This window comes from Gordonia sp. NPDC003424, from assembly GCF_053588655.1.
Map to the genome: position 1 here is coordinate 18,355 of NZ_JBSFQJ010000005.1, position 25,697 is coordinate 44,051.

Here is a 25,697-nt window from a genome sequence, read left to right on the forward strand (position 1 = left end):
TCAGCTCCGATGGAGTGAGGTCAGGACGGCCGTCAGCCGTACATCGTCTGGCCGGACTCGTCGGCCTCCTTGCCGATCCGGCGGGCGAGGAACAACCCTTCCAACGCCAATTCGACTGCGCTGGCCCGTTCTCCGTCGATATCGGCGTCGAGGCGTTCGCAGATCTCGTCGATCACCTCGGCGGTGGTCTCCGGCGACGGAAGGGAATCGAGGAAGTCGGCCGCGGTGACCCGATCGCCGGTGACCACCGGCTCACCCTGCTCGAGCGCGGTCACCAGTGGCGCCATGTCGATGCCGCCCAGATGTGCACGTACGGTGTCGGCCACCGACTTTCGCATCAGGTGTTCCAGGATCTCGAGTTCGCGTCCCTCCTCACCGGATTCGAACTCGATCTTGCCGCGCAGCACCTCGATCACCGATTCGAGATCGACGACGCGGGCGACGGCAACGTCCTCCCCGGTCACCGCGGCGCGGTGCAGTGCTGCGGCCGCAACGGTTTCCGCGCCGGCGATGGAGAATCGGGCAGACACACCGGAGCGCTGGTCGATGGACGGATGATCGCGGGCATAACGGGTGAACCGGGCGAGGATCTCGGTGATGAAGGTCGGCACCGTGGCGGTGAGGTCGGCCTCCTGCTCGATGACCGCGATCTCGTCGTCGAGTTCGATCGGGTAGTGGGTGCGGATCTCCGCACCGAAGCGGTCCTTGAGCGGGGTGATGATGCGGCCGCGGTTGGTGTAGTCCTCCGGGTTCGCGCTGGCCATCACCAGCACGTCGAGCGGGAGCCGCAAGGTATAGCCGCGAACCTGGATGTCGCGCTCCTCCATCACGTTGAGCATCGACACCTGGATGCGCTCGGCGAGGTCGGGCAGTTCGTTGATGGCGACGATGCCGCGATGCGCTCGCGGGATCAGCCCGAAGTGGATGGTCTCGGGATCGCCGAGGCTGCGGCCCTCGGCGACCTTCATCGGGTCGATGTCACCGACGAGGTCGGCGACCGACGTGTCGGGCGTCGCCAGCTTCTCGCTGTAGCGCTGGCTCCGATGCCGCCATTCGATCGGCAGGTCGTCGAGCAGATTGGCGGCCTTGCGAATCGACGCCGGGGTGATCGGCTCGTAGGGATGTTCCCCCAGGTCCGACCCGGCGATGACCGGCGTCCACTCGTCGAGCAGTCCGACGAGTGTGCGCAGGATGCGGGTCTTGCCCTGGCCGCGTTCGCCGAGCATCACCACATCGTGTCCGGCGATCAGCGCCCGCTCGAGTTGTGGGACGACGGTGGCCTCGAAGCCGACGATGCCCGGCCACGGATCGCGGCCCTCGCGGAGCGCGATGAGCAGGTTGTTGCGGATCTCGTCGCGCACGCTGCGCTGGATGTGGCCGCTGGCGCGCAGCTCACCGAGCGTACGCGCGGACGGATGGCGGGTTTCGGTGGTTTGCGAGGTGGGGGTGACGTAATTCTCCTCTGGCACCTTCTCCACGGTACTCCGCTGATCCGATCACGCACGGGGAGCTGCGGCCCGCCACCCGGGGTCGCGGCCGATGAACCCCACCAGGCGGGTCACCGGATCCGCGTCATCGGGCACGGGCATCGCGGGGCCGTACTGGCCCGAGGACCGCAGCAATTCTTCGATGCCGGCCATGCCGTCGAGAAGTTGCGTGGCGAATGCAGGATCCAGATCCGGCCGACGGCCGGCGGAGACCGCAAGATCCCACGTGTGCATGTAGACGTCGGCGGTGTAGAACTGGTCGATCGCGTCGGCCAGCCGATGTTCACCTGCCATGGGGTGACGGAAGGTGTCGTCGGCGGCGGGACTGTCGAGCAGCGCCTGAACACTGTCGGAGTGCGCTCGCCATGCGACGTCGGGGCCGTCGTCAACGGACGGCCCGTCGGGCAGGATCACTCCCCCGCCGGCGAGAAACGCGGGAAACCACTCGACGAGATGCGCGACGACGTCGCGGGCAGCCCACTGTCCGACCGGCGTGGGCGCATCCCAATCGCTCACCACCGCAACCTGTTCGGTGAACCCGGCGGCGACTGCACGATGACGTTCGGCAGGCGCCAGTCCGGTGATCGACGACGACACGCTCACACCTCGCCGGAGTCGAGGAGCCGATCGATCGCCGCGTACCCCTCGTTCACGCCGACCTCCATGCCGGATGCGAGCCACTGATCGCGGTCGGCGAAGTTGTCGCACAGCGATTGCGCATGTAACCGTGTCGTACCGTCGCCGAGGTCCTCGAACCAGAGCTTCTCCAGCGCAACCTGATCGGGTAGTCCGTCCCAGGTGAAGGTCTGCACGATGGTGTCGTCGGAGACCGTGTGGAAGCAACCACGGAAACCGAACTCGTCTTCTCCACGGGTCGACACATATCGCCAGCTGCCACCGTCGCGAACGTCCCAGTCGATGACGCGGCTGGTTATCGAATCCGGCCCGACCCATCGCACGAAGAGCTCGGGGTCGGTGTGCGCCTTCATCAATTGCGCCGGCGTGCCGCGGAAGTCACGCGTGATGCGGATGATCGGTACATCCTTGTCGGCTTCGATCGCGGCCTCGGGATACCGGGTCTGCACTGTGCTCATGATGCCTTTCCTTTCTGTTTGTTCTTCCTCTCCCCGCGGCGTCGGGTCGCCGCGGGGCCATCGTTCATCTCCGCCAGCAGAGCGTCGAGGCGCTGGTAGCGCTCCTCCGCCCGGCGCCGGTACCGCTCTATCCACTTGGTCATGAGGTCGAACACCTCTGCTTCCAGATGGACCGGACGCGTCTGCGCCTCCCGAGTGCGGCTGACGAGGCCGGCGTCCTCGAGCACCTTGAGGTGCTTGGACACCGCCTGGATGCTGACTTCGTACGGCTCGGCGAGCTGACTGACCGTCGCATCGCCCACCGCCAGCCGCGCAACCATATCGCGCCGTGTCGGATCAGCCAGTGCGGCAAATACTTTGGACAGTTCGTCGGTCACGCCCTCCGGCCTCCTCAACCGCTCGGTTGAATACAAGCCTGCTCCTCATCCGCCCCTTTGTCAACCATTCGGTTGAAGATGCTGGGTATCTTCGGGCCTGGTCTCGGCCAAAGATTCTTGTCGTACCCCTGGTTTATGGTGGTGTCAGTTCGTTCGGGTGATGGATGATGCGGCTGAAGTGCTTGCGCACGTGAGTGTTTCAGCGACTGTGACGGTGGGTGCCGATCGGACTGTTCCCTGTGGGTTGTCGTGGAAGGGTGTCGTCGGTGGCGGTCGAGTCGTTGGCTGACTGGTGGCGTGAGGCGTCACCATGGCCGGACCTGTCGCCGCGGTTCACCGGGTTCGTCGACGCCGAAGACCTCGATGCGGCCGAGGTCAATGATCTGGTCGGCGGGTTCGTCTCCACCACCCGGGGCCGCTCGTTTCTGGCCTGGCAGGACTATCGGTGCGCAGCCGAACTACACCACCGGCTCGTCGGTGCCGAACCGCGAGAGGACGACCTGTTCCAGGTCGACGGGGTCGCCGACTGCGCCGCCCGCATCGCCATCGCCCTGGCGATCTCGCAGAATGCCGCGGAGAAACTGCTGCACGAGGCCCTCGCGCTGCGTGACCGGCTACCGCTGGTGGCGCAGCGGTTACGAAATGGCCGTATCAGTGCCGAGCGGATCGGGAAGATCATCGCCCGTACCGACCTGATCGACGGCACCGACTGCGCAGCCTTGGTGGATGCCGAGATCGCCGCCGAACTCGACGCCCACCGCGGTGGGTGGTCGGCGCATCGGCTGCAGCTGATGGTGGACCGCATCGTGTTTCGCCACGATCCGCAGGCGGTGCGCGAAGCCCGCCGCCGCGCGAAGAACGCCCGCCGGTTCTGGACCAAACCCACCGCCGACGGGATGGCGCAGGTCGCGGCGACCATGTCGGCCGAGGACGCGCAGATCGCCGCTGCGGCGGTGACCGCCCTGGCTACGTCGGTGTGCGGACAAGATCCGCGGACCACCGGGCAGCGCGAGTCCGATGCGTCGTTCGCGCTGCTCACCGGAAACCCATTCGAGTGCCTGTGCGGCCTCGAGGAGTGCACCGCTCAGATTCCCGAGCCGGGCACCACAACGCCGCCGTCGACGGCGGTGGTCATCCACGTCGTCGCCGACGCATCCACCGTCGCCGGCACCGCCGAACACGCCGGGTTCCTCGCCGGCCACGGTGTGATCGGCGACGAGCAGGTGCGGGACCTGGTGGCTCGCCCCGACGCCGTCCTGCGGCCGCTCGTCCCCACAGGGACACCAATGAATCCGGATGGCAGCTACACCCTGCTCGCGCACTCGGCGGCCAATCCGTATCGGCCGTCGACCGCGCTGGACACGTTCGTGCGGGTCCGCGATGGGTTCAGTGTGATACCCGGTGATGGCACCTCGGCGTTCGACGCCGACCTCGACCACGTGGCCGAATTCGACCACATCGACCCGGCGGTCGGCGGTCAGACCACCGCCGAAAACATCAATGCCAAAGGCCGGTTGGGGCATCTGCTAAAAACGTTCGGGCTGTGGGTCGACGACCAGATGCCCGGTCCGACCGGCGCCACGGTCACCGAGTTCACCACGCCCGAAGGCCTGATCATCCCGGGTGAGCCGGAAACCCTGGAGAACCTGCTGCCCGGGCTGCGGCGGATCCGCTTCAAAACCCCACCGGCACCGGATGATCCGCAGGATCACGGTGCACCACCACAGGACTCAACCCCACCCGCCCGCACGCAGAGCCGGGTGGCGTCCAAACACGCCCGACGACGCCACGAACGAGAACGCAACCGACGCCGCCGCGAAAACCAGGATAAGACATGAGGATTGGCCGGCGCCTCGGTCAGCCGACCCCGATCGGCTCGTCGCCACGCAAGGTGATGCGGTGCATGACGCGTCGGTTGTCGCCATAGTCGCGATTCGCATAGTGCAGCGTATTCCGGTTGTCCCACAACACCAGATCCCCGAGACGCCACCGATGGCGGACGATGTGCTCGGGCTTGGTCAGGTGGGCGTACAGGAGATCGAGGATGCCTCTGCTCTCGGCGGCAGACACACCGTCGATGTGTGAGGTGAACCCGGGATTGACGAACAGCGACTTGCGTCCGGTCTCCGGGTGGACCCGTACCACGGGATGGACGACCGGCGGAAGGTCGGTGACTTCCTTACCGTCCCAGACATTTCCACGTCCTCCCCGACGCTGTGCAAGGTAATAACCGAACTCGCGGCTACCGTCGTGGACCGCGCGCAGGCCGTCCACCATGCGTTGCACGGGCGCCGAGAGCGACTGGTATGCAAGTTCCGCGTCGGCCCAGTTGGTGTCACCGCCGTTGCGTGGCAACGTGACCGGCCGCAGGATCGAGCCCATCGGCGGGCGCGGCATGAACGTGACGTCGGTGTGCCAGACATCGGCGAACCCGTTGTCGCTGGAATCGAGCGCGTAGACCTCGTCGGGCACGTCGCCGGAGTTCCAGACGGGGTGGCCGAAGGTGAGGTCGCCGAGGCGCCGACCGAATTCGATGTGCGCGGCGTCGTCGAGGTGCTGATCGCGGAGCACGATCACCTTGCGCGTGATCAAGAGTCGACGGATCGCCCGGATCTGGTCGTCGCTCGCGGAGGCGACGTCGAGGCCGCGGATCTCGGCTCCGAAGTGGGGGCCGAACTCGTCGACATCGAGGTCGGTGATGAGGTCGATGCCGTCGGCGGCATCAGAGGCGACGGTGGTGGAGATGGTCATGACGGAGGATCTTTCTCGGATGGTGGGCAAAGGGGCGAAGGCCGGGAGCGACCGGTGGCGATCCGTGATGGGTACCGTCAGACCAATCCATGCGATGATCCGGGACATCTCGCGTCATGCCACACCTCCTCACCCTGCTGCCGAGCCACGTGCTCCGCGCTGACCGACCGCACGTCACCAGCAGTTTCGCACGAGTCTGCCCGTCGGGCGCGTCAGGCACACCGGCGGGCAGGGACACCAGTGGTTTGTACCCAACGGACGGACCGCTGCACAGGGTTAGCCGCAGGCTGAGAAAAACGCCGCGGCAGACGTTGCCGCTGCGATGCGGGGGGCTCAGCCCACCGCCAGCCAGACCGCGAGACCCAGCCCGCCGAGACCGACGACGATGCGCAGCGGCCCGGCCGGCAGCCTCCGCACCACCGGCGGTCCGCAGTAACCACCGGCCAGGCAGCCGATGGCCATCGCCAGTGCGGCCAGCCAGTGCACCGGGCCGAACAGCATGAAGCCCACCGCCGCAACGGTGTTGGCGATCCCCAGAAACAGGGATTTGGACAGTGCGGCGCGCCAGAGCGGTTCGCTGGTGAGCACCAGCATCAGGGCGAGCACCATGATCCCTGCTCCGGCACCGAAGTACCCGCCGTACACCGAGATCAGCAGCAACCCGAACAGCCACACGCCGGGCCGGTCTTCATGACTGGTGGCCCATCGTCGGAGCATCGGCTGGAGCAGCAGCGAGATCGCGGCCAGCGCGACGAGGAACGGCACCACCGCTTCGAAAGCGCCTGGCGGCGTGACCAACAGCGTCACCGCACCGATCGTCCCGCCGATCAGGGACACGATGACCCCGCCGATCAGGCGTCGCCGGTCGCCATCGATCATCGCCTTGCCCGACTGTGCGGTGCTGCCGATGCCCACCGCCACCAGTGAGACGGTGTTGGTGACGTTCGCGGCAATAGGGTTGAGGCCCACCGCAAGCAGCGCCGGATAGCTGACCACCGATGCCAGTCCGGTGATGTACCCGATCAGTCCCGCACCGAACCCGGCGGCGACGAGGAATGCGAACTCGGCCGGATTCACCGGGGGTCAGTGCGCGAAATGCCGCGCGCCGGTCAGGTACAGCGTCACGTTCGCCTCGGCGGCCGCCTCGATGACCTCGTTGTCGCGGATCGAGCCGCCCGGCTGCACCACCGCTCGCACACCGCCCGCGATGAGCACCTGCAAGCCGTCCGGGAAGGGGAAGAACGCATCCGACGCGGCCACACTGCCGGCCGCGCGCTCACCTGCACGGTTGACCGCCAGATGTGCGGAGTCGACCCGGTTCACCTGTCCCATGCCGACACCGACAGACGCGCCGTCGGCAGCCAGCAGGATGGCGTTCGACTTCACCGAACGGCATGCACGCCAGGCGAATTCGAGGTCACGCAGGGTGTCCGGGTCGGCCGGGGCGCCGGCCGCGAGCGTCCAGTTGGCCGGATCGTCGCCGTCGGCGTCGAGGACATCACGCTGCTGCATGAGCAGTCCCCCGGAGATCGGACGGGTCTCGATGCCGGCGTGCGATGGCGGCACCGCCCGCAGGATGCGGATGTTCTTCTTGCGCGTCAACACCGACAGCGCTCCGTCGGCGAATCCCGGTGCGATGATCACCTCGGTGAAGATCTCGGCCACCTGCTCGGCCATCTCCACGGTGATCTCGCGGTTGGCGGCGATCACGCCGCCGTATGCGCTGACCGGATCGCAGGCGTGCGCCTTGCGATGTGCCTCGCCGATGTCGTCGCCGATCGCGATGCCACACGGGTTCGCGTGCTTGATGATCGCCACCGCGGGGGCGTCGAAATCGTGGGCGCTCCGCCACGCCGCATCCGAGTCCGTGTAGTTGTTGTAGCTCATCTCCTTGCCGTGCAGTTGCTCGGCGGACGCCAGGCCACTCGGCGCGGAGGTCGAAAGATAAAGTGCGGCAGCCTGATGCGGGTTCTCGCCGTAACGCAGCACCGACGACCTGTTCCAGGTGGCGCCGACCCACTCCGGGAACCGGGAGCCGTCTTGCGGGGGCGCCACGACACTCGACATCCACGACGCGACCGCGACATCGTAGTCGGCGGTGTGACGGAATGCCTTGGCCGCGAACTCTTGTCGCTGCGCGAGGGTGAATCCGCCAGATTGCGCGGCCTCCGCGACGGCGTCGTAGTCGTAGGGATCGACGACCACGGTCACCGTCGGATGATTCTTGGCCGCGCCACGCACCATCGACGGTCCGCCGATGTCGATCTGCTCGATGCACTCGTCCGGCGACGCGCCCGATGCGACGGTGTCGGTGAACGGATAGAGGTTGACGACGACGAGATCGAACGGTGCGACACCGAGGTCGGCGAGCTGGTCGACGTGGCTCTGCTTGCGGCTGTCGGCGAGAATGCCGGCGTGCACCTTCGGGTGCAGCGTCTTGACACGACCGTCGAGGCATTCGGGGAACCCGGTGACGGTCGAGACCTCGGTCACAGCCACGCCGGAATCGGCAATGGTTTTCGCGGTGGAACCAGTCGAGACGATCTCGACCCCGGCAGAGTTCAGTGCCGTTGCGAGATCGATGAGTCCGGACTTGTCGTACACGCTCACCAGGGCACGGCGGATCGGTCGGCGGGCGCCGTCGGCAGGGCTCTGTGCGTTCACTTGATGGTGGCCTTTCGTCCGTCGATCACTACACCATTGGCGACGAGGGCCGTCACCACGTCGGCGAGCAGTACCCGCTCGACCGACTTGATTCGTTCATGCAGGGTGTCCTCGGTGTCGTCGTCGCGGACCGCGACGGCCTCCTGGGCGAGGATCGGCCCGGTGTCGACCCCGTCATCGACGAGATGGACGGTCGCACCGGTCACCTTGACCCCGTGCGCCAGCGCGTCGGCGACACCGTGCGCGCCCGGAAACGACGGCAGCAGCGCGGGATGCGAGTTGACGATGCGCCCACCGAATCGAGAAAGGAATGCGGGCCCAAGGATTTTCATGAAACCCGCGGTGACCACCCACTCCGGCTCCACATCCCCCACCGCGGCGGCCAGCGCGGCATCCCAGGCCGCGCGGTCCGGATACGACGACAGCCGACAGTCGATCAACGGGATCTCGGCGTCACGGGCGATGTCGGCGGCCCGGCAGTCACGATCGACGACGATCGCGGCCGCGCGGAACGGCGATTCGTCGGATTCGGTACGTCGCAGCAAGGATTCCAGCAGCGAGCCGGTGCCCGACGCCATCACCACGATGGGAACCCGAGCCGCGGACACGGATCGGGTGGCCGGGGCTGCATTCACGCGTGTCAGCCTAGTGGGACGCGCGGATGCCAGACGCGTCGGGTCTCGGACCGCAACACCGCCCGGTCAACGCGGGTCGGCAGAGTATTCGACGGTGTCGGCGTTGGTGAACTCGTCGTCCGAGTACTCGTCATCGGTGTAGTCACTGCCGGTGTGATCGGAGCCGTCGGGATCGACGTCGAGGTCGTCCTCGCCGTATTCGTCATCCTCCGAATACTCGTCGGCATACTCGTCGTCGAACTCGTCCGTGAGGTAGTCGTCGTCATAGCCGACCTCGTCGTCGTCCCACAGCTCGTCGTCGACGGCGAGCCGAGCCGCCCGCGTCGAGGGCAGACATCCGTGGATCAGGGCGACCACCAGACCGACGACGATGATCCATCCGAGGGTGAACACTCCGACGGTCGGGACGGTGATTCCGACGGCACCGAACTCGCCCAGGGCTCCCCCTGCCATCGCGCAGAGCAGCACCATCGCCGACGCGGCGACCGCGCCGGCGACCGCCACGGATCGGACATTGGCGAGCGGATCGACATCGCGGCACCGAAAGGCGACGACGAGTGCGATCCCGGCGGGAACGGCACATGCGAGCAGGCCGAGGGTCCCGGGCGCCGATTGCGGGATCACAGTGACCACCGGAAGCGGCGGCAACGGCCCGGGATGAACCGTGAACAGATCGACCGAGGCGGTGCCGAGGTGGACGTCGGAGCCGACGAGCACCGCGGCCGCGCCCACCACCGCGTTCGGGAGATAGAGCACGGACAACAGGGTCAGCCCCAGATAGCCGTCGAAGTCGTTACCGGCGGCGATCGCCGAGCCCAGGTCATGCCACCGGACAATCAACCGCACAAGGACGACCACCGCGCCGCAGCCGAGCAGCGCGGTCACCGCCACCACGCCCAGGCGCAGTCCACGGCGATCGGCCCCCGTCACGGCAAAGCGATGAAAGAGGTCTTGCCGACGCCGGAACGCGATACCGCCTGCCGCGGCCGCCGCGTGAATGCCGAGGGTGTAGGCGAAGGCGATCAATGCGACCGGGCTCTGTACCTGCGTCACCGACGCCCCGTCCATCATCACCGCCAACGAGAGCGCAGTCATCAACAGGGGTCCGCCGACGGCGGCGAGGCCGACAGCGGTCAACTCCGACGTCGGACGTTCTGGTCCGCTCGCCGACCACGCCATCCGGGCCGTCGCAGCCGCGATCGCCAGCGTCGGCAGTAGCGGCAGGACCCCTATGGTGACGCCGCTGATCGTCACCGGGACCTGATGGATCGCGAGCCACAGGGCTCCGACCGTCGTGCCGAGCCCGGCGAGCCCGCTTCCGGCGAGCAACAGGATGGCCAGCACCGCGAGCACGACGAGTGCCATCGTGAGAACGGGAACGGCGAAGGCCACCACGACGAGTTCGCGGGCCGAGCCCTCGGACATCGAACGCTGGGCACGACTCAGCTGTCGCATCTGACGGAGACGCGACGCGAGGCTATCGGTCGGTGGCGCAGGCATCGGTACGAGCCTGACATGCCCCACCCGTCACATTCGTCCGACGCGCCGCAGCAATCGCGGAAAGCGACGCACCTCGCACATGCCCGACGCCCCGCCGACCTGGGTCGGCGGGGCGTCGGGCTCAGCGCTTCGGCGTCAGTGACCGGTCGACTTGTCGGACGTGTTGATGATCGTGGTGGAGTTCTCCACTCCCGCATCGTCGGCGCCCGCCGATGCGGCGCTCCCACCGGCCCGGTATGCCGACGGCGCGGCACTGTCGGAGGCCCCGGCCCCGGCCGACGGGCTGTAGGCGCCGGCCGACGGGGCGGGTGCCTGCGCGTGCGACGAGGGGGTGTGCGACGAGGGCGTGTAGGCCGCCGCGTCATATCCGGGCTGCGAGCTCCGCTGTGCGCCCGAGGTTCCGTAGGCGCCGGCCTGCGCGTCGCCGTGGCCGACCACAGTCGTCTGCGCGTTGGTCAGCGATCCGGCGTCGGCCGGTGTCGACGCCGTGGGCGCAACGTTCGCGGTGGTCGCGGCCGACGTCGCGGGGGTATCGCCGGTCGCGGGGGCCACCTTGAGCTTCTCGAGGACGACGAGGAGCCAGAAGATCGCGATTGCCGCGACGATCAATCCGAGAGCGAGCTGGGTGTACTCGATCCCCGAGTTACGCACCGACGACAACATGCTGTGGGTGGAACTCCAGATCGACTGGTAGACGGTCGACAACGCCGCGGCGACCGCGAACGCGGTGATCACCGGGACGATCAGCTTGGCGCTGACCTGCGGCACCAGTGTGAGCAGCGCGAGGACGCCCAGGAACAGACTGCCTTCCATGTGGGCGCCGTAGTCCCAGAAGCTGAGCACCACGCTGACCAGCGACAACGCCGCGATCGCGATGGCCAGGATCTGGCCGATGTTGGCCGGCAAGCCCTGACTCTCCGGCTTCGGAGCGGAGTAACCGTAGCCCTGCTGGCCGTAGGCCTGCTGCCCGTACTCTTGGCCGCCATAGCCTTGCTGCCCGTAACCCTGCTGCCCGTAACCCTGCTGCCCGTAACCCTGCTGGCCGTAACCCTGCTGGCCGTAACCCTGCTGGCCATAGCCCGATTGCCCATGGCCCGACTGTCCATGGCTGTGCTGGCCGTATCCCTGCTGGCCATAGGACTGTCCATAACCCTGGCCGTAGGACTGCGGGTCATAGCCCTGGCCATACCCCTGCCGGCCGTACGACTGGCCATAGCCCGACTGGCCGTAACCCTGCTGCTGCCCGTAACCCTGTTGTCCGTAGCCCTGCTGCTCTGACTCTTGCTGCCCGGACTGCGGATAGCCCGAGCCGTAGGACTGCTGATTAGATTCGGGCTGCTGCCCGTATCCCGATCCCGGCTGGTAGGTCATCACTTCTCCTGCTCAATCGTCGCTTCGCCCCCGCGGTGAGCGCATGGTTCCGGGCCGACACTAGTACATGCCGGGGACACGACGACCTGGCCGATCTCCTCGTCTCGCGCATTCGAATGACGCGGCGGGCTGCCCCGCCGCGTCACGCCTGCGCTACAAGCCCAGGATGTCCGTGGCCTCGGCCCGCATCTGCACCTTGCGCACCTTGCCGGTGACGGTCATCGGGAAATCTTTCACGACGTGGACGTATCGGGGGATCTTGTGTCGCGCGATCTTGCCGGCGGCGAAGACGCGGAGGTCCTCTTCGGTGAAGTCGACGACGCCCTCGCGGAGCTGAATCCACGCCATGAGTTCCTCGCCGTACTTCTCGTCGGGCACTCCGATCACCTGCGCGTCGCGGATGTCGGGGTGCGTGTAGAGGAACTCCTCGATCTCCCGGGGATAGATGTTCTCGCCGCCCCGGATGACCATGTCCTTGATACGGCCGGTGATCTTCACGTAGCCGTTGTCGTCCATGACCGCGAGATCGCCGGTGTGCATCCAGCCGTCCGCGTCGATGGCCTCGGCGGTCTTCTCCGGGTCGTTCCAGTAGCCCTTCATGACCGAGTAGCCCTTGGTGCAGAACTCGCCGGTCTCGCCGCGCGTCACCGTCTCACCGCTCACCGCGTCCACGACCTTGATCTCGAGATGCGGTCCGACGCGCCCGACGGTGCCGACCCGCAGTTCGAGCGGGTCGTCGACGCGTGTCTGGGTGGACACCGGCGAGGTCTCGGTCATGCCGTAGCAGATCGACACCTCGCGCATGTGCATGCGGTCGACGACCTGTCGCATCACGTGCTCGGGGCACGGCGACCCGGCCATGACGCCGGTGCGCAGCGTCGAGAGATCGAAGTCCGACTCAGAGCCGAGATGATCCATCAGCGCCAACTCCGCGATGAACATCGTCGGCACCCCGTACAGGCTGGTGCATCCGTGGTCGGACACGGCACGCAAGGTCGCCTCCGGGTCGAAGGCGGGCGCCGGGATCACCATCGTCGCACCGTGGCTCGTGGCCGCGAGGTTCCCCATCACCATGCCGAAGCAGTGATAGAAGGGCACGGGAATGCAGATCCGGTCGGCATCGGTGTAATTGAGCAGTTCGCCGACCAGATAACCGTTGTTGCCGATGTTGCGGTGAGTCAGCGTGGCGCCCTTGGGAAATCCTGTCGTCCCCGAGGTGTACTGGATGTTGATCGGATCGTCGGCATCGAGCGAGGCGGCGATCTCGGCGACCCGGGCGAGCTCGTCGGCGTCCGGATCTGCCAGCAGCGCAGCCCATTCCGGGTTCTCGAACAGGATGATCTGCCGCAGATCAGGACATTTCGGTTGCGCCTCGGCGAGCATTGCGGCATAGCCGGAGTCCTTGAACCGCTCCGCGGCGATCACCACGCTGATGCCGGATTGGATCAGCGCGTACTCGACCTCGTTCTGCCGGTAGGCGGGATTGATGTTGACCAGGATGACGCCGATCTCCGCGGTGGCGTACTGGACCAGCACCCACTCGAAGCGATTGGGTGCCCAGATCCCGACCCGGTCTCCCGGCTGCAGGCCGAGACGCAACAGACCGGCCGCGACGGCTCGGATGTCTCGATGGAATTCCCGGTAGTTCCATTGTTTTCCGGCTGCGGCGTCGATCAGTGCGATGTTGTCCCCGAAAGCGTCGACGGTGCGCGCCAGTGTGGCCCCGATGGTCTCGGTGAGCAGATCCGGCACGTCCTCGCCACGTGTGTGGGCCAGTTCGGTCATGGTGTCACTCCGCTTCGATTGTGGAGGTTGCGGTCGGAACATCTTGCAGGGCAGCGACTCTGGCGAGAACGACCTCGGCCTGGCGCAGCACCGGTCCGTCGACCATCTGGCCGTCGATGCTGAACACGCCGCCGCCCCGTTCGGCGGAACCGTCGACGACCTGTCGCGCCCAGGCGATCTCGTCGTCGGACGGGCGGTAGCCGTCGCGGATGTAGGGCACCTGCGACGGATGGATGCAGGCGGTGGCGGTGTAGCCCAGTGCCACCGCGTCCCGGACCTCGTCGACCAGACCGTCGACGTCACGGAAGTCGAGATGTACGGAGTCGACGGCGAACTTGCCGTGCGCGGCCGCCGCGATCCGCACCGACGAACGCACCCACCGGGCGACGTCGCGGTACTGCCCCGCGCGCTTCTCGTCGGGCCCGAACCGGCTCGACTTGCCGCCCAGACCGGCCACCAGATCTTCTGCGCCCCACATCAACCCGATGCAGTTGACGGCCGCGGCGATCTCGTGCGCACGGGTGGCGCCGAGCGGTGTCTCGATCAGTGCGATCGTCTGCAACGCGGTGTCGATGATGGACGTGGGGTCCTCGGCCTTGGCCTGCATCACGACGCGATAGTTGGTCTCGACGACGGCGGCGATGTCGCGCCGATAGTCGCCGGTGCCGGCCGGGTTGATCCGCACGATCGTCCGGTCGGGATCGAGGGGGTGAGCGATCAGCGCCTCGCGCGCGGCCGCCCGATTGTCCGGCGCGACCGCGTCCTCGAGATCGAGGATCACCACGTCGGCGCGGTCGAGCGCCTTCTCGTACCGTTCGGGTCGGTCGGCCGGACAGAACAACATCGCCGGTCCGGGTGGCGACCAGGGGTTGGCCAGTTGCGAGTTCGCGAATTCCATCATCACTCCACGGGTTGTTTCCGCACCAACGTGGCTCGCGCGGCCCGCGCGACGACCTCGCCGTGCTGATTGCGGCCGATGTGGGTCAAGTTCACCACGCCCTCCCCCGGCCGGGATTTCGATTCACGTTTCCCGGTGCACAGGGTCTCGGCGTACAGGGTGTCGCCCGCGAAGAGCGGCGCCGGGAAGGCGACCTCGCTGAATCCGAGGTTCGCGACGAGCGTGCCCTGCGTCAGTTGGGACACCGACAGACCGACGATCGTCGACAACGTGAACATCGAGTTGATCAGCCGTTGCCCGCCGAATCCGGGCTGCTGAGCCGACCACGCAGCGTCGAGGTGCAGGGCCTGGGTGTTCATCGTCAGGGTGGTGAACAGCACGTTGTCCGCTTCGGTGACCGTGCGGCCGGGCCGGTGCTCGTAGATGGTGCCGTCGACGAACTCCTCGAACCACAGGCCCCGCTGGACGACCCTGGTCTGTGCCTGTGCGTCCACCGTCTGCTCGCTCATGCGAACCCCAGTTCCCGCGCGATCAACATCAACTGCACCTCGGTGGTGCCCTCGCCGATCTCCAGGATCTTGGAGTCACGGTAGTGGCGGGAGACGGGATACTCGTTCATGAAGCCGTAGCCGCCGTGGATCTGGGTGGCCATCCGGGCGTTGTCCATCGCCGCCTCACTGGCCACCATCTTGGCGATCGACGCCTCCTTCTTGAAGGGCTTGCCCGCCAGCATCTTTGCGGCGGCGTCGTAGTAGGCGGTCCTCGCCACGTGCGCGCGGGCCTCCATCCGGGCGATGGCGAACGAGATCGACTGGTACTCGCCGATCGGCTTGCCGAACGACTGACGTTCCTTGGCGTACTTGATGCTCTCGTCGACACACCCCTGGGCGGCGCCGGTGGCCAGCGCGGCGATCGCGATGCGTCCTTCGTCGAGGATGGACAGGAAGTTGGCGTAGCCGCGTCCGCGTTCCCCCAACAGATTCTCCTGCGGCACACGGGCATCGGTGAACGACAGCGGATGGGTGTCAGACGCGTTCCAGCCGACCTTGTTGTAGGCCGGTTCGGCGGTGAAGCCCGGGGTGTCCGACGGCACGATGATCGTCGAGATCTCCTTGCGGCCACTCTCTTTCACTCCGGTGACCGCGGTGACCGTCACCAGCGAGGTGATGTCGGTACCCGAGTTGGTGATGAACTGTTTGCCGCCGTTGATGATCCACGAGTCGCCGTCGGCCTTGGCGGTGGTCGCGGTGGCCCCGGCATCCGAGCCCGCTCCCGGTTCAGTGAGGCCGAACCCGGCCAGCGCACGACCGGCCGTCAGGTCCGGCAGCCACTGCTGTTTCTGCTCCTCGGTGCCGAACTTGTAGATCGGCATGGCACCGAGACTGACCCCGGCCTCGAGCGTGATGGCCACGGACTGGTCGACCTTGCCGAGTTCTTCGAGCGCGAGAGCGAGAGCGAAGTAATCGCCACCCATTCCCCCGTATTCCTCGGAGAACGGCAGACCGAACAGCCCCATCTTGCCCATCTGGGCCACCACTTCGTACGGAAAGCTGTGCTCCTCATCGTGTTTCGCCGACACCGGCGCCACCACCGACTGCGCGAAGTCGCGCACCGTCGCCACGAGATCGGTGTACTCCTGCGTGAGTTCCATCAGTTCTCCATTTCCTTCGTCACGACCGCGAGGGCTTGCCCGGCCGCGACCTTGTCTCCGACCCGGGCCGACAGCGCCACGACGCCGTCGGTCGGCGCGGTCAGTGTGTGTTCCATCTTCATCGCCTCGACCACGATGATCGGGCTGCCGGCGGTGACCTCGTCGCCGGCGGCGGCGGCCACCGCGACGACCGTGCCCGGCATGGGGCTGAGGACCTCTCCGGCCTTCTCGTCGGCGGCCTCGTCGAGCAGCGGCCGGGCGAGTTCGAGTGTCCAGGTGCCGCGTGGGCCCGACACCCACCACGTTCCGTCGATCTCCTCCTTCGACCAGGACTGGCTGACACCGTCGACGATGAGGCGGCGCAGCTCGGTGACGCTGCCCCCTTCGCCGCGCCGTATCCGGCGGTATTCGACGGCGGCACTCCAGGATTCACGTTCGGGATCGTCGTCGTAGGTGACGGTCGCCTGGCCGCGGAGCGCGTCCTGCGTGGACTCCTCGACTCCGATGGCGACCGTGTGGTGCCGGCCGGCGTGGACCAGTCGGGTCACCACGGGTGCGGTGTCCCCGATCCGCCAGCCGATCGCGGAGTTCCACACGTCGTGCGGATCACGGGGCCCGATCCGGTCGATGCCGACGACGACCAGAGCCTCCGGAACCGGTTCGGGCACGACGTAATCGACGACGAGACGGTCGAGGAGTTCGGTGTCGAGTTCGGCGTCACGCACGGCGGATTGCGCCAGGACGTATCGGCAGAAGTCGACGTTGGTGACGACGCCCAGCACGCGGGTGTGGGCCAGCGCGGCGTCGAGGCGTTCGAGGGCTTCCTCCCGGTCGCTGCCGTGGGCGATCACCTTCGCGAGCATCGGGTCGTAGTCGCTGCCGACGGTGAGTCCCTCGAACATCGCCGAGTCCACTCGTACGCCACCGGCTTTCGACTCTTCCGGCTGCATGAGGTGGGTGATGGTCCCGCCGGTCGGCAGGAAGCCGTTGGCGGGATCCTCGGCGTACACACGCGCCTCGATGGCGTGACCGTCGAGCACGATGTCGTCCTGTGTCAGCGACAGCTTCTCGCCGCGGGCGACCCGGATCTGTTGTTCCACGAGATCCACGCCGGTGACGAGTTCGGTTACCGGATGCTCGACCTGCAGGCGGGTGTTCATCTCCATGAAGAAGAACGCGTCGGGTTTTTTCGCGGAGACGATGAACTCCACGGTGCCGGCACCGGTGTAGCCGACACTGCGGGCCGCGTCGCACGCCGCCTCGCCGATCCGGGCCCGCGTGTCGGCATCGAGCAGCGCCGAGGGGGCCTCCTCGATCACCTTCTGGTGGCGCCGCTGCAGCGAGCACTCGCGCTCGCCGAGATGGATCACGTTGCCGTGGGTGTCGGCGAGGACCTGCACCTCGATGTGCCGTGGCGTGTCGACGAAATGCTCGAGGAACAGCGAGTCGTCGCCGAATGCCGATCCGGCCTCGCGGCGCGCCCGTTGCAGCGCGGCGGGGAGATCGTCCGGCTTCTCGACGCGGTGCATCCCCTTGCCGCCGCCACCCGCGCTCGGCTTGATCAAGACCGGGAAACCGATGTCGGGGGCCGCGGCGATCAGATTCTCGTCGGTGAGCCCGGGACGCGAAAGCCCGGGCACCACCGGCACATCGCGCTCGACGACGGCGGCACGCGCGGTGATCTTGTCGCCCATCGTGGCGATCGCTTCGGCGGGCGGACCGATGAAGACGATCCCGGCATCGGCGAGTGCGGCCGCGAACTTCTGGTTCTCCGAAAGGAATCCGTAGCCGGGATGGACGGCATCGGCTCCGGTCTGTTGCGCCGCACGCACCACGGCGTCGATGTCGAGGTAGCTCTGCGTGGCGGGCGCCGGTCCGAGTCGCACGGCGACGTCGGCCTCGCGGACGTGCCTGGCGTCCGCGTCGGCGTCCGAGTACACCGCGATGCTGCGAATACCCATGCGGCGCAGGGTGTCGATGACTCGGCAGGCGATCTCGCCGCGGTTGGCGACGAGGACACTGCGGACGGGCTGCGTGGGGGTCGTGGTCACTGGGGTTCCTCGCTTCATGATGATCACATCCGGAAGACGCCGTAGCGCGGGTCTTCGAGGGGGGCGTATCGGCAGGTCTCCAACGCGAGTCCGAGCATGGTTCGGGTCGCGGCGGGGTCGACGATGCCGTCATCCCAGAGTCGCGCGGTCGAATAGTAGGCGTCGGACTGCCGCTCGAACTGCTCCCGGATGGGCGCCTTGAACGCCTCGGCGTCCGCGTCCGCCCATTGCTCGCCGGACCGTTCGATCTGGTTGCGCCGCACCGTCGCCAGGGTGTCGGCGGCCTGCGGACCACCCATCACCGAGATGCGCGCGTTGGGCCAGCACCACAGGAATCGCGGTGAGTAGGCGCGCCCGCACATCGAATAGTTGCCCGCGCCGAACGATCCGCCGACCATCACGGTCAGCTTGGGCACCCGCGCGCAGGCGACGGCGTTCACCATCTTGGCGCCGTTCTTGGCGATGCCGCCTTCCTCGTAGGCCCGGCCGACCATGAAGCCGGTGATGTTCTGCAGGAACACCAGCGGTATCCGGCGCTGATCGCAGAGTTCGATGAAATGCGCTCCCTTGAGCGCCGATTCGGAGAACAGCACACCGTTGTTGCCGATGAACCCGACCGGATGTCCGTGCACGCGCGCGAAGGCGGTGACCAGCGTGGTGCCGTAGTTCGCCTTGAACTCCGTGTATTCGCCGGCGTCGCTGATGATCTCGATGACCTGGCGGATGTCGTAGGGGGTGCGCGGGTCGGTCGGCACGACGTCGTAGATGTCGGTCTGTGGACGCTTCGGGTCCCGCACCGGAACGGTCTCCCACTGCGCGGCATCACGGGGACCGAGGGTGGCGACGATCTCGCGCACCTTGGCCAGCGCCTGCTCGTCGTTGTCGACGAGGTGGTCGGTGACGCCGGAGACCGACGAGTGCATCGCGCCGCCGCCGAGTTCCTCGGCGGTCACGTCCTCGCCGGTCGCCGCCTTCACCAGCGGCGGCCCGGCCAGGAAGATGGTGCCCTGGTTGCGCACGATCACCGTCTCGTCACTCATCGCCGGTACGTAGGCGCCACCCGCGGTCGACGAGCCGAGCACCGCGGCGATCTGCGGGATACCGGCGGCGCTCATCGTCGCCTGGTTGTAGAAGATCCGGCCGAAGTGCTCACGATCCGGGAACACCTCGTCCTGCTGGAGCAGCATCGCGCCCCCGGAGTCCACGAGGTAGATGCATGGCAACCGGTTGGCCGCCGCGATCTCCTGCGCACGCAGATGCTTCTTCACCGTCATCGGGTAATAGGTGCCGCCGGAGACCGTCGCGTCGTTGGCGACGATCATGCATTCGCGGCCCGCGACCCGGCCGACGCCGGCGACGACGCCGGCCGACGGCACCCGGTCGTCGTACATGCCGGTCGCGGCCAGCGGCGCCACCTCGAGGAACGGCGAGCCGACGTCGAGCAGGCCGTCGACGCGATCGCGCGGCAGGAGCTTGCCACGCGAGATGTGGCGTTCACGGGCCTTCGCGCCGCCACCGAGTCGAACCTCACGCAGTCGTTGCTGGAGACGATCCACACCGGCCAGGTGGCTCTCCCGGAAACCACCCGCGTCCGGCGCGGCGTCAATGCTGAATGTGCTGGTCACCATCGACCTTTCAGTTAGTGGCGATTAACTGAACGCATCGTACGACACGAACACGGCGATTGTCACGCCCCATCTCATTCTCGCAGCGAACGTGACGCGGCTCACCAAAATCCGTTACTGTGGACGGTGCCCACCACCCCCGGGCGCGATAACCGATGCCCGCGACGCCACCACCCCGGTCGCCGCGGACCACATATATGAAGAAGGCCAGGTAACCCCATGACCCTCGCAGATGACCGCGCGCGAAAAATCGGCGCGCACACTCGCAACGACTCCACCCCGACCGAGCCCAGCCCGAACGGATTCACCGGAGCATCGTTCTCGCTCGATGATCGCTACACCCGCGAATCGGGCTCCATCTACCTCACCGGTATCCAGGCACTCGTGCGCATGGTCCGCGACCGCGCCCGCATCGACCGCCGGCAGAATCTGCGCACCGCCTCCTTCATCTCCGGCTACGAGGGCTCCCCGCTCGCCGGCTACGACCTCGAGATCGCCCGCCGCCGCAACTACCTCGAACCGTTCGACATCGTCCACCGCCCCGGACTCAACGAAGAGCTGGCCGCGACGTCGGTGATGGGCTCGCAGGTGGCCGCGCAGGTGGCCGACCTCGCTCCCGACACCGAAGGCGTCGTCCGCGACGGCGTCGTCGGCTACTGGTACGGCAAGGCCCCCGGCCTCGACCGGGCCACCGACGCACTGCGGCACGCCAACCTCATCGGCACCCATCCGTCCGGCGGTGCGGTGGCACTCGTCGGCGACGATCCCGGCGCCAAGAGCTCCTCGGTACCGTGCGCCTCCGAGATGGCGCTGGCCGACCTGTACATGCCGATCCTCTACCCCGCCGACTCTCAGGACATCCTCGATCTCGGTGTGCACGCCGCCGTCATGAGCCGCGTGAGTGGCCTGTGGACGTCGATGAAGATCTCCGCGCACGTCGCCGACGGCGCGTCGACCGCACACGTCGACCCCAACCGCGTCATGCCGGTGTACGGCGACCTGGGCCGCAGCCCGCACGTACCGAGCGGCGTGTTGCTCGGCCCGAATCTCATGGAGCTGGAACAGAATCAGCTCACCACGCGCATCCCGCGTGCACTGGAGTACGCCCGGCTCAACGGGCTCAACAAGATCACCGTGTCCAGTTCCGACGACCGGATCGGTATCGTCGCCGCCGGCAAGACCTACCTCGACCTGCGCGAAGCGCTCCGGCTGATGCAGATCACCGACGCCGACCTCAACCGTCTCGGCATCCGGATCCTCAAGCTGGGCATGGTCTATCCGATCGAACGAGACATCCTCAACCGCTTCATGTTCGACACCGCCACCGGCGACCTCGACGAGGTCATCGTGATCGAGGAGAAGCGCGACTTCATCGAGACGATGATGCGCGACATCCTGTTCCGGCATCCCCGGGCGCCGAAGATCGTCGGCAAGACCAACGAGGACGGCTCGACACTGTTCTCCCGGTTCGGCGAACTCGACGTCGACTCGGTCACCCGCGGCCTGGCCAATCGGCTCGCACACCATCACCACGTCGACGCCGCGCGGAACTGGTTGGACCGCAAGGCCGCCCGTCCGGTGCGCATCGAACTCCCGCTCGCCGTACGCACGCCGTACTTCTGCTCCGGCTGTCCCCACAACAGCTCCACCAAGGTCGCCGACGGCACGCTCGTCGGCGCCGGGATCGGTTGTCACGCCATGGTGTTGCTGATGGACCCGAAGCAGGTCGGCGACGTCACCGGCCTCACCCAGATGGGTGGCGAGGGTGCGCAGTGGCTCGGTATGGCGCCGTTCGTCACCGCGAATCACTTCGTGCAGAACGTCGGCGACGGCACCTTCACCCACTCCGCGTCGCTCGCCCTGCGCGCCGCCGTCGCGGCCGGTGAGAACATCACCTACAAGCTGCTCTACAACGGCACCGTCGCCATGACCGGCGGACAGGACGCCGTCGGCGAGTTCAGCCTGCCGCGCCTCGTCTCGCTGCTCGACGACGAGGGCGTCGCACGCATCGTGGTGACCTCCGACGACCCGGACAACACCCGCGCCCGCGGCCTCGGCCGCAATGTCGAGGTCCGCCACCGCGACGACATGCTCGCCGTCGAGCAAGACCTGGCGGCGGTGCCCGGCGTGACGGTCCTCATCCACGACCAGTACTGCGCGGCCCAGAAACGGCGGAAGCGCAAGCGCGGCACGATGAACACCCCGGCCACCCGGGTGATGATCAACGAACGGATCTGCGAGGGCTGCGGCGATTGCGGCGAGAAGTCGAATTGCCTTTCCGTGCACCCGGTCTCGACCGAGTTCGGTCGCAAGACCCGCATCGACCAGAGTTCGTGCAACCTGGACTACTCGTGCCTCAAGGGCGATTGCCCGTCGTTCGTCACGATCACTCCCGGCACCAAGCGGGCCGCAGCAAAGGCGCCCGCCATCACCGGCTCGGCGCTGCCCACCCCGGCGCTGCCCACGCTGCGGGACACGTTCTCGTTGCGCGTCACCGGCATCGGCGGCACCGGTGTGGTCACCGTGTCACAGGTGCTCGCGACCGCGGCGGTGCTCGACGGCCACGCCGCCCGCACCGTCGACATGACCGGTCTCGCCCAGAAGGGCGGCGCCGTCGTCTCCGACGTGAAGGTCTCTCCGGACGGCATCGAGCAGGCGGCCAAGGTGGCCTCCGACGACTGCGATCTATACCTGGCGTGCGATCCGCTCGTCGGGACCGACCCGGTGAACCTCAAGGTGGCCGCCGCGGACAAGACGGTGGCCGTCGTATCGACCACCCAGATCCCGACCGGGCGGATGGTCATCGACACCTCCGTCGGCTTCCCGGCCGACGCCCAGGTGCACGCGGCGATCGACGCCAAGGTCACCCGCGCGGTCTATCTCGATCCGGGAGAGCTGTCGACGTCGTTGTTCGGCGATGAGCAGTTCGCCAACATGTTGATGGTGGGTGCCGCGTACCAGGCCGGGGCGCTGGCGATCACAGCCGACTCGATCGAGCAGGCCATCGACCTCAACGGTGTTGCGGTGGAAGCGAACACGCAGGCCTTCCGACGCGGCCGGCAGGTCGTCGCCGATGCCGATGCGGTCGCGACCACGATCGCGGATCTGCACGGCACCACCGCGGAGGTCGCCGAGCAGGCGCCGAGTGCCGCGGCACTCGCGGCGGTCGCCGGCCTCGGCGTCGACGAGGAACTCGGGTCCACGATCGCCATCCGCTACGACGAACTCATCGCCTACGCCGACGAGCGTTACGCGCGTGAGTATCTGGCGACGGTGGCACGCGTTCACGTGGCGGGACACGGTGATTCGCTGACCGACGCGGTGGCACGCAACTTGTACAAGTTGATGGCCTACAAGGACGAGTACGAGGTGGCCCGCCTGACCGCGGACCCGGTGTTCGCGGCCCAGATCGCCGAGCAGTACGGCGATGACGCGAAGGTCGCGGTGCGGCTGCACCCGCCGACGCTGCGTGAGCTCGGCATGCGCGAGAAGATGTCACTCGGGGCGTGGGCCGACAAGCCGCTCGCCGGCCTGGCCCGCATGAAGAAGCTGCGCGGCACCAAGCTGGACCCGTTCGGGCGCAGCGAGATCCGCCGCACCGAGCGTGCGCTGATCATCGAATACCGAGAGGTCGTCGACGCCCTGCTGGCCGGACTGGCCTCGGGACGCATTGGTGCCGAACAGATCCCGACGGCGGTGGCCCTGGCCGACCTGCCCGACATGGTCCGCGGCTACGAGAGCATCAAGATGGGCAACGTCGAGCGGTACCACGGCGAGCTGGCCAGGATGCGGGCGACTCTGGGTATCTGACACGTCCCGTCGAGTGGGCGCTGAATTCCGTCGAGTGGGCGTCGAATTCCGTTGACTGGGCACGCAGGGTTCGACCTGGCGCCCACTCGACGGGATTCAGCGCCCACTCGACATCACATCCGACAACAACGCCGCCCACGCCATCGAGGTCAGCACCCGCCGCAGATCGGTTTCCGGGAACACGGGGAGCCGGGGCGAGGAGTTGAGCAGCCCGAAAGTGGCGTGCACCCGCACCCGGGCCTCGTCGCGGCCGAGCTGCGCGCCGCGGTCACGGGCGAGGGCGAGCAGCACGTCGACCCACTCCTCCACATACCGTCGCTGCAGAGACCGCACCTTGTGGTTGGCCTCCGGCGTCATCGATCCCAGGTCGCGGTCCTGAACCGCGATCAGATCGGGCTTGGTGACCAGGACGTCGATGTGGAAACCGATCAGGTCGCGCAGCGTCTCCTCCGGCGATGCGCCCCGCTCGACGACCTCGGTACCCCCGCCCTGCAGTCGCTGACTGATGTCGACGAGCATCGCATCGAGTAGATCGGTCTTCGACGAGAAGTGCCGGTACATGGCCGGGCCGCTCACCCCGACCGCACGGCCGATGTCCTCGAGCGTCACCCCGGTGAACCCGCGGTCGGCCATCAATCGTGCCGCCGCATCCAGCAATTCGGTCCGCCGCGCAGCCTTCGCCTGGCCGCGGCGCGTCCGCGCGACCGGCTCCGACGGTGTGGGCGACGAGGTCATGGTGATCCGCACTCTACCGGCGGACGTGCGGATCACCGGGGTGCGGTCGACTCACCAGCCGTTGATGTGCAGCACGTCGTCAAGCGGGTGACGCGACGCCGCCTTGAACTCCGTTCCCTTCGTGTAGGCCACCGGCAGCAGCACGCCCTGATGCACCGAGGGCGGGATTCCCAGGAGTTCGGCGATCTCCTTCTCGTAGATGAGATGCAGGGTCGTCCACGACGACCCCAGTCCCCTGGCCCGCAACGCCAGGCTGAAGCTCCACGCCGCCGGCAGCAGCGATCCCCAGATGCTGGCCTGGTTCCCGGCCGGTAGATCGCTGCCGGTGTCGATCGCCCCGACGACCAGCACCGGCACCTGTCCCATCACGTCGGCGAGATACTGGGCACTGGACCGGATCCGCCCCATCGTGGCGTCGTCGGTCTTGGGCCGGGAGGCGGCGTAATCGGCGTACGACCGCGCGTAGTGATCGGCGATCTGCTGTTTGAGGTCCGCATCGGTCAACACGATCCAATGCCAGCTCTGGGTGTTACTACCCGACGGCGCCTGCAGCGCGATCTCCAGGCATTCGTGCACCACATCCATCGGGACCGGCCGATCGAGGTCGAGCCGTTTGCGCACCGAGCGCGTGGTGCTGAGCAGTTCATCGGGGTTCAAGGGCAGCAGGTCGGTCATCGTGTCTCCTCACGTCGTTGTGGAGTCGCATCTTCTTCAGCTTGCTCCGTGAGCGCCGACGATGTCGACGGTTGGTGCAAGAGGCCGGCACGAACCAGATGATCGATCAACCCGTCGGTGAGCGGCACCCGGGCCATCTCCTCGACGGTGAACCACCGGGCATCGGCGGCGTCGTCACCGGCGCGCAGCGTCCCCGACGACACCACGGCCACGAAATCGTGCACCTCGTAGACTGTGTCGCTCCCGGCGCCCGGCACATTCGGCCCGCTCGCTCCGCTCCCGGCGCCGAGCACATTCGGCCCGCTCGCTCCGCTCCCGGCGCCGAGCACATTCGGCCCGCTCGCTCCGCTCCCGGCGCCCGGAATATCGACCACCCACGCCAACTCGCCCACCTCGACGCGCAACCCGGTCTCCTCGCACACCTCGCGGGCGACGGCGTCGCGCAACGACTCGCCGGGCTCCACCTTGCCGCCCGGCACACTCCACCGCCCGGCCTGCGGTTCGTGGCCGCGCAGGACGAGCAGGAGTCGGCCGTCGTCGTCGAAGATGATGGCGCCCACCCCGAGGATTCGCTCCGTCACGATGTCA

The 25,697-nt window shown here is 67.4% G+C and carries 21 protein-coding genes; 2 read left to right on the forward strand and 19 right to left on the reverse strand.

The features are described 5' to 3' along the window. Positions 1–32: 32 nt before the first annotated feature. The 4 genes from ACWDTI_RS09180 to ACWDTI_RS09195 are packed head-to-tail and all read right to left on the reverse strand — an operon-like array spanning position 33 to position 2,958. Entirely contained in the window at positions 33–1,478 is a 1,446-nt protein-coding gene (locus ACWDTI_RS09180; RefSeq protein ID WP_449737761.1) for a sigma 54-interacting transcriptional regulator, read from the reverse strand. A gap of 18 nt (positions 1,479–1,496) precedes the next feature. Then, positions 1,497–2,084, reverse strand: coding sequence for a maleylpyruvate isomerase family mycothiol-dependent enzyme (locus tag ACWDTI_RS09185; protein ID WP_449737762.1), 588 nt, complete (start codon positions 2,082–2,084; stop codon positions 1,497–1,499). A gap of 2 nt (positions 2,085–2,086) precedes the next feature. Next, positions 2,087–2,581, reverse strand: a complete 495-nt coding sequence (locus tag ACWDTI_RS09190) for an SRPBCC domain-containing protein (protein ID WP_449737763.1) — start codon at positions 2,579–2,581, stop codon at positions 2,087–2,089. Then, positions 2,578–2,958, reverse strand: a complete 381-nt coding sequence (locus ACWDTI_RS09195) for an ArsR/SmtB family transcription factor (RefSeq protein WP_449737764.1) — start codon at positions 2,956–2,958, stop codon at positions 2,578–2,580. Before ACWDTI_RS09195 ends, ACWDTI_RS09190 begins: the two co-directional genes overlap by 4 nt. A 266-nt stretch (positions 2,959–3,224) precedes the next feature. On the opposite strand from ACWDTI_RS09195, the gene ACWDTI_RS09200 reads away from it, so the two are divergent. Continuing rightward, complete coding sequence (locus ACWDTI_RS09200; RefSeq protein ID WP_449737765.1) at positions 3,225–4,796, forward strand: DUF222 domain-containing protein; 1,572 nt, start codon at positions 3,225–3,227, stop codon at positions 4,794–4,796. A gap of 19 nt (positions 4,797–4,815) precedes the next feature. Here the strand turns inward: ACWDTI_RS09200 and ACWDTI_RS09205 are convergent, their stop codons facing one another. The 12 genes from ACWDTI_RS09205 to ACWDTI_RS09260 all read right to left on the reverse strand — a co-directional run bounded on the left by ACWDTI_RS09205 (position 4,816) and on the right by ACWDTI_RS09260 (position 19,892). Continuing rightward, the gene (locus tag ACWDTI_RS09205; protein WP_449737766.1) at positions 4,816–5,709 is read right to left on the reverse strand and encodes a TauD/TfdA dioxygenase family protein; all 894 of its coding nucleotides are present in this window, start codon (positions 5,707–5,709) and stop codon (positions 4,816–4,818) included. Between the two features lie 333 nt (positions 5,710–6,042). Then, on the reverse strand, positions 6,043–6,786 hold the full coding sequence (locus ACWDTI_RS09210; protein ID WP_449737767.1) for a sulfite exporter TauE/SafE family protein: 744 nt from the start codon (positions 6,784–6,786) through the stop codon (positions 6,043–6,045). A gap of 6 nt (positions 6,787–6,792) precedes the next feature. After that, positions 6,793–8,373, reverse strand: a complete 1,581-nt coding sequence (gene purH, locus ACWDTI_RS09215; protein ID WP_449737768.1) for a bifunctional phosphoribosylaminoimidazolecarboxamide formyltransferase/IMP cyclohydrolase — start codon at positions 8,371–8,373, stop codon at positions 6,793–6,795. Continuing rightward, the gene (gene purN, locus ACWDTI_RS09220; RefSeq protein ID WP_449738041.1) at positions 8,370–8,951 is read right to left on the reverse strand and encodes a phosphoribosylglycinamide formyltransferase; all 582 of its coding nucleotides are present in this window, start codon (positions 8,949–8,951) and stop codon (positions 8,370–8,372) included. Before purN ends, purH begins: the two co-directional genes overlap by 4 nt. 123 nt (positions 8,952–9,074) lie before the next feature. After that, complete coding sequence (locus tag ACWDTI_RS09225; protein ID WP_449737769.1) at positions 9,075–10,508, reverse strand: cell division protein PerM; 1,434 nt, start codon at positions 10,506–10,508, stop codon at positions 9,075–9,077. 135 nt (positions 10,509–10,643) lie between these two features. Beyond that, positions 10,644–11,879 carry a DUF5336 domain-containing protein gene (locus ACWDTI_RS09230; protein ID WP_449737770.1) on the reverse strand — a complete coding sequence of 412 codons (1,236 nt, stop codon included), beginning with the start codon at positions 11,877–11,879 and terminating at the stop codon, positions 10,644–10,646. A gap of 153 nt (positions 11,880–12,032) precedes the next feature. Then, the gene (locus ACWDTI_RS09235; protein ID WP_449737771.1) at positions 12,033–13,664 is read right to left on the reverse strand and encodes an AMP-binding protein; all 1,632 of its coding nucleotides are present in this window, start codon (positions 13,662–13,664) and stop codon (positions 12,033–12,035) included. A gap of 4 nt (positions 13,665–13,668) precedes the next feature. Then, complete coding sequence (locus ACWDTI_RS09240; protein WP_449737772.1) at positions 13,669–14,565, reverse strand: HpcH/HpaI aldolase/citrate lyase family protein; 897 nt, start codon at positions 14,563–14,565, stop codon at positions 13,669–13,671. Continuing rightward, the gene (locus tag ACWDTI_RS09245) at positions 14,565–15,071 is read right to left on the reverse strand and encodes a MaoC family dehydratase (RefSeq protein WP_449737773.1); all 507 of its coding nucleotides are present in this window, start codon (positions 15,069–15,071) and stop codon (positions 14,565–14,567) included. The genes ACWDTI_RS09240 and ACWDTI_RS09245 overlap by 1 nt, the downstream gene beginning before the upstream one ends. Further along, a complete protein-coding gene (locus tag ACWDTI_RS09250) occupies positions 15,068–16,213 on the reverse strand; it encodes an acyl-CoA dehydrogenase family protein (RefSeq protein WP_449737774.1) in 1,146 nt (381 codons plus the stop codon). Before ACWDTI_RS09250 ends, ACWDTI_RS09245 begins: the two co-directional genes overlap by 4 nt. After that, positions 16,213–18,264, reverse strand: coding sequence for an acetyl/propionyl/methylcrotonyl-CoA carboxylase subunit alpha (locus tag ACWDTI_RS09255; RefSeq protein ID WP_449737775.1), 2,052 nt, complete (start codon positions 18,262–18,264; stop codon positions 16,213–16,215). The genes ACWDTI_RS09250 and ACWDTI_RS09255 overlap by 1 nt, the downstream gene beginning before the upstream one ends. Before the next feature lie 23 nt (positions 18,265–18,287). Beyond that, the gene (locus tag ACWDTI_RS09260) at positions 18,288–19,892 is read right to left on the reverse strand and encodes a carboxyl transferase domain-containing protein (RefSeq protein WP_449737776.1); all 1,605 of its coding nucleotides are present in this window, start codon (positions 19,890–19,892) and stop codon (positions 18,288–18,290) included. Between the two features lie 216 nt (positions 19,893–20,108). Between ACWDTI_RS09260 and ACWDTI_RS09265 the strand changes: the two genes are divergently transcribed. After that, positions 20,109–23,699 carry an indolepyruvate ferredoxin oxidoreductase family protein gene (locus ACWDTI_RS09265; RefSeq protein WP_449737777.1) on the forward strand — a complete coding sequence of 1,197 codons (3,591 nt, stop codon included), beginning with the start codon at positions 20,109–20,111 and terminating at the stop codon, positions 23,697–23,699. A gap of 96 nt (positions 23,700–23,795) precedes the next feature. Here ACWDTI_RS09265 and ACWDTI_RS09270 read toward each other — a convergent pair whose 3' ends face one another. From ACWDTI_RS09270 to ACWDTI_RS09280, 3 genes are read right to left on the reverse strand one after another with little or no spacing between them, the layout of a single operon-like run. After that, complete coding sequence (locus ACWDTI_RS09270; RefSeq protein WP_449737778.1) at positions 23,796–24,434, reverse strand: TetR/AcrR family transcriptional regulator; 639 nt, start codon at positions 24,432–24,434, stop codon at positions 23,796–23,798. 51 nt (positions 24,435–24,485) lie between these two features. Next, complete coding sequence (locus tag ACWDTI_RS09275) at positions 24,486–25,109, reverse strand: nitroreductase family protein (protein WP_449737779.1); 624 nt, start codon at positions 25,107–25,109, stop codon at positions 24,486–24,488. Then, entirely contained in the window at positions 25,106–25,690 is a 585-nt protein-coding gene (locus tag ACWDTI_RS09280; protein ID WP_449737780.1) for an NUDIX hydrolase, read from the reverse strand. Before ACWDTI_RS09280 ends, ACWDTI_RS09275 begins: the two co-directional genes overlap by 4 nt. Positions 25,691–25,697: the final 7 nt, after the last annotated feature.

What these genes read in the sequence shown, in the direction of transcription:
- ACWDTI_RS09190 (WP_449737763.1), bottom strand. Translation starts at nt 2,581, where the DNA reads ATGAGCACAGTGCAGACCCGGTATCCCGAGGCCGCGATCGAAGCCGAC.
- ACWDTI_RS09205 (WP_449737766.1), bottom strand. Translation starts at nt 5,709, where the DNA reads ATGACCATCTCCACCACCGTCGCCTCTGATGCCGCCGACGGCATCGAC.
- purN (WP_449738041.1), bottom strand. Translation starts at nt 8,951, where the DNA reads ATGGCGTCGGGCACCGGCTCGCTGCTGGAATCCTTGCTGCGACGTACC.
- ACWDTI_RS09225 (WP_449737769.1), bottom strand. Translation starts at nt 10,508, where the DNA reads ATGCCTGCGCCACCGACCGATAGCCTCGCGTCGCGTCTCCGTCAGATG.
- ACWDTI_RS09230 (WP_449737770.1), bottom strand. Translation starts at nt 11,879, where the DNA reads ATGACCTACCAGCCGGGATCGGGATACGGGCAGCAGCCCGAATCTAAT.
- ACWDTI_RS09235 (WP_449737771.1), bottom strand. Translation starts at nt 13,664, where the DNA reads ATGACCGAACTGGCCCACACACGTGGCGAGGACGTGCCGGATCTGCTC.
- ACWDTI_RS09240 (WP_449737772.1), bottom strand. Translation starts at nt 14,565, where the DNA reads ATGATGGAATTCGCGAACTCGCAACTGGCCAACCCCTGGTCGCCACCC.
- ACWDTI_RS09245 (WP_449737773.1), bottom strand. Translation starts at nt 15,071, where the DNA reads ATGAGCGAGCAGACGGTGGACGCACAGGCACAGACCAGGGTCGTCCAG.
- ACWDTI_RS09250 (WP_449737774.1), bottom strand. Translation starts at nt 16,213, where the DNA reads ATGGAACTCACGCAGGAGTACACCGATCTCGTGGCGACGGTGCGCGAC.
- ACWDTI_RS09260 (WP_449737776.1), bottom strand. Translation starts at nt 19,892, where the DNA reads ATGGTGACCAGCACATTCAGCATTGACGCCGCGCCGGACGCGGGTGGT.
- ACWDTI_RS09265 (WP_449737777.1), top strand. Translation starts at nt 20,109, where the DNA reads ATGACCCTCGCAGATGACCGCGCGCGAAAAATCGGCGCGCACACTCGC.
- ACWDTI_RS09270 (WP_449737778.1), bottom strand. Translation starts at nt 24,434, where the DNA reads ATGACCTCGTCGCCCACACCGTCGGAGCCGGTCGCGCGGACGCGCCGC.
- ACWDTI_RS09275 (WP_449737779.1), bottom strand. Translation starts at nt 25,109, where the DNA reads ATGACCGACCTGCTGCCCTTGAACCCCGATGAACTGCTCAGCACCACG.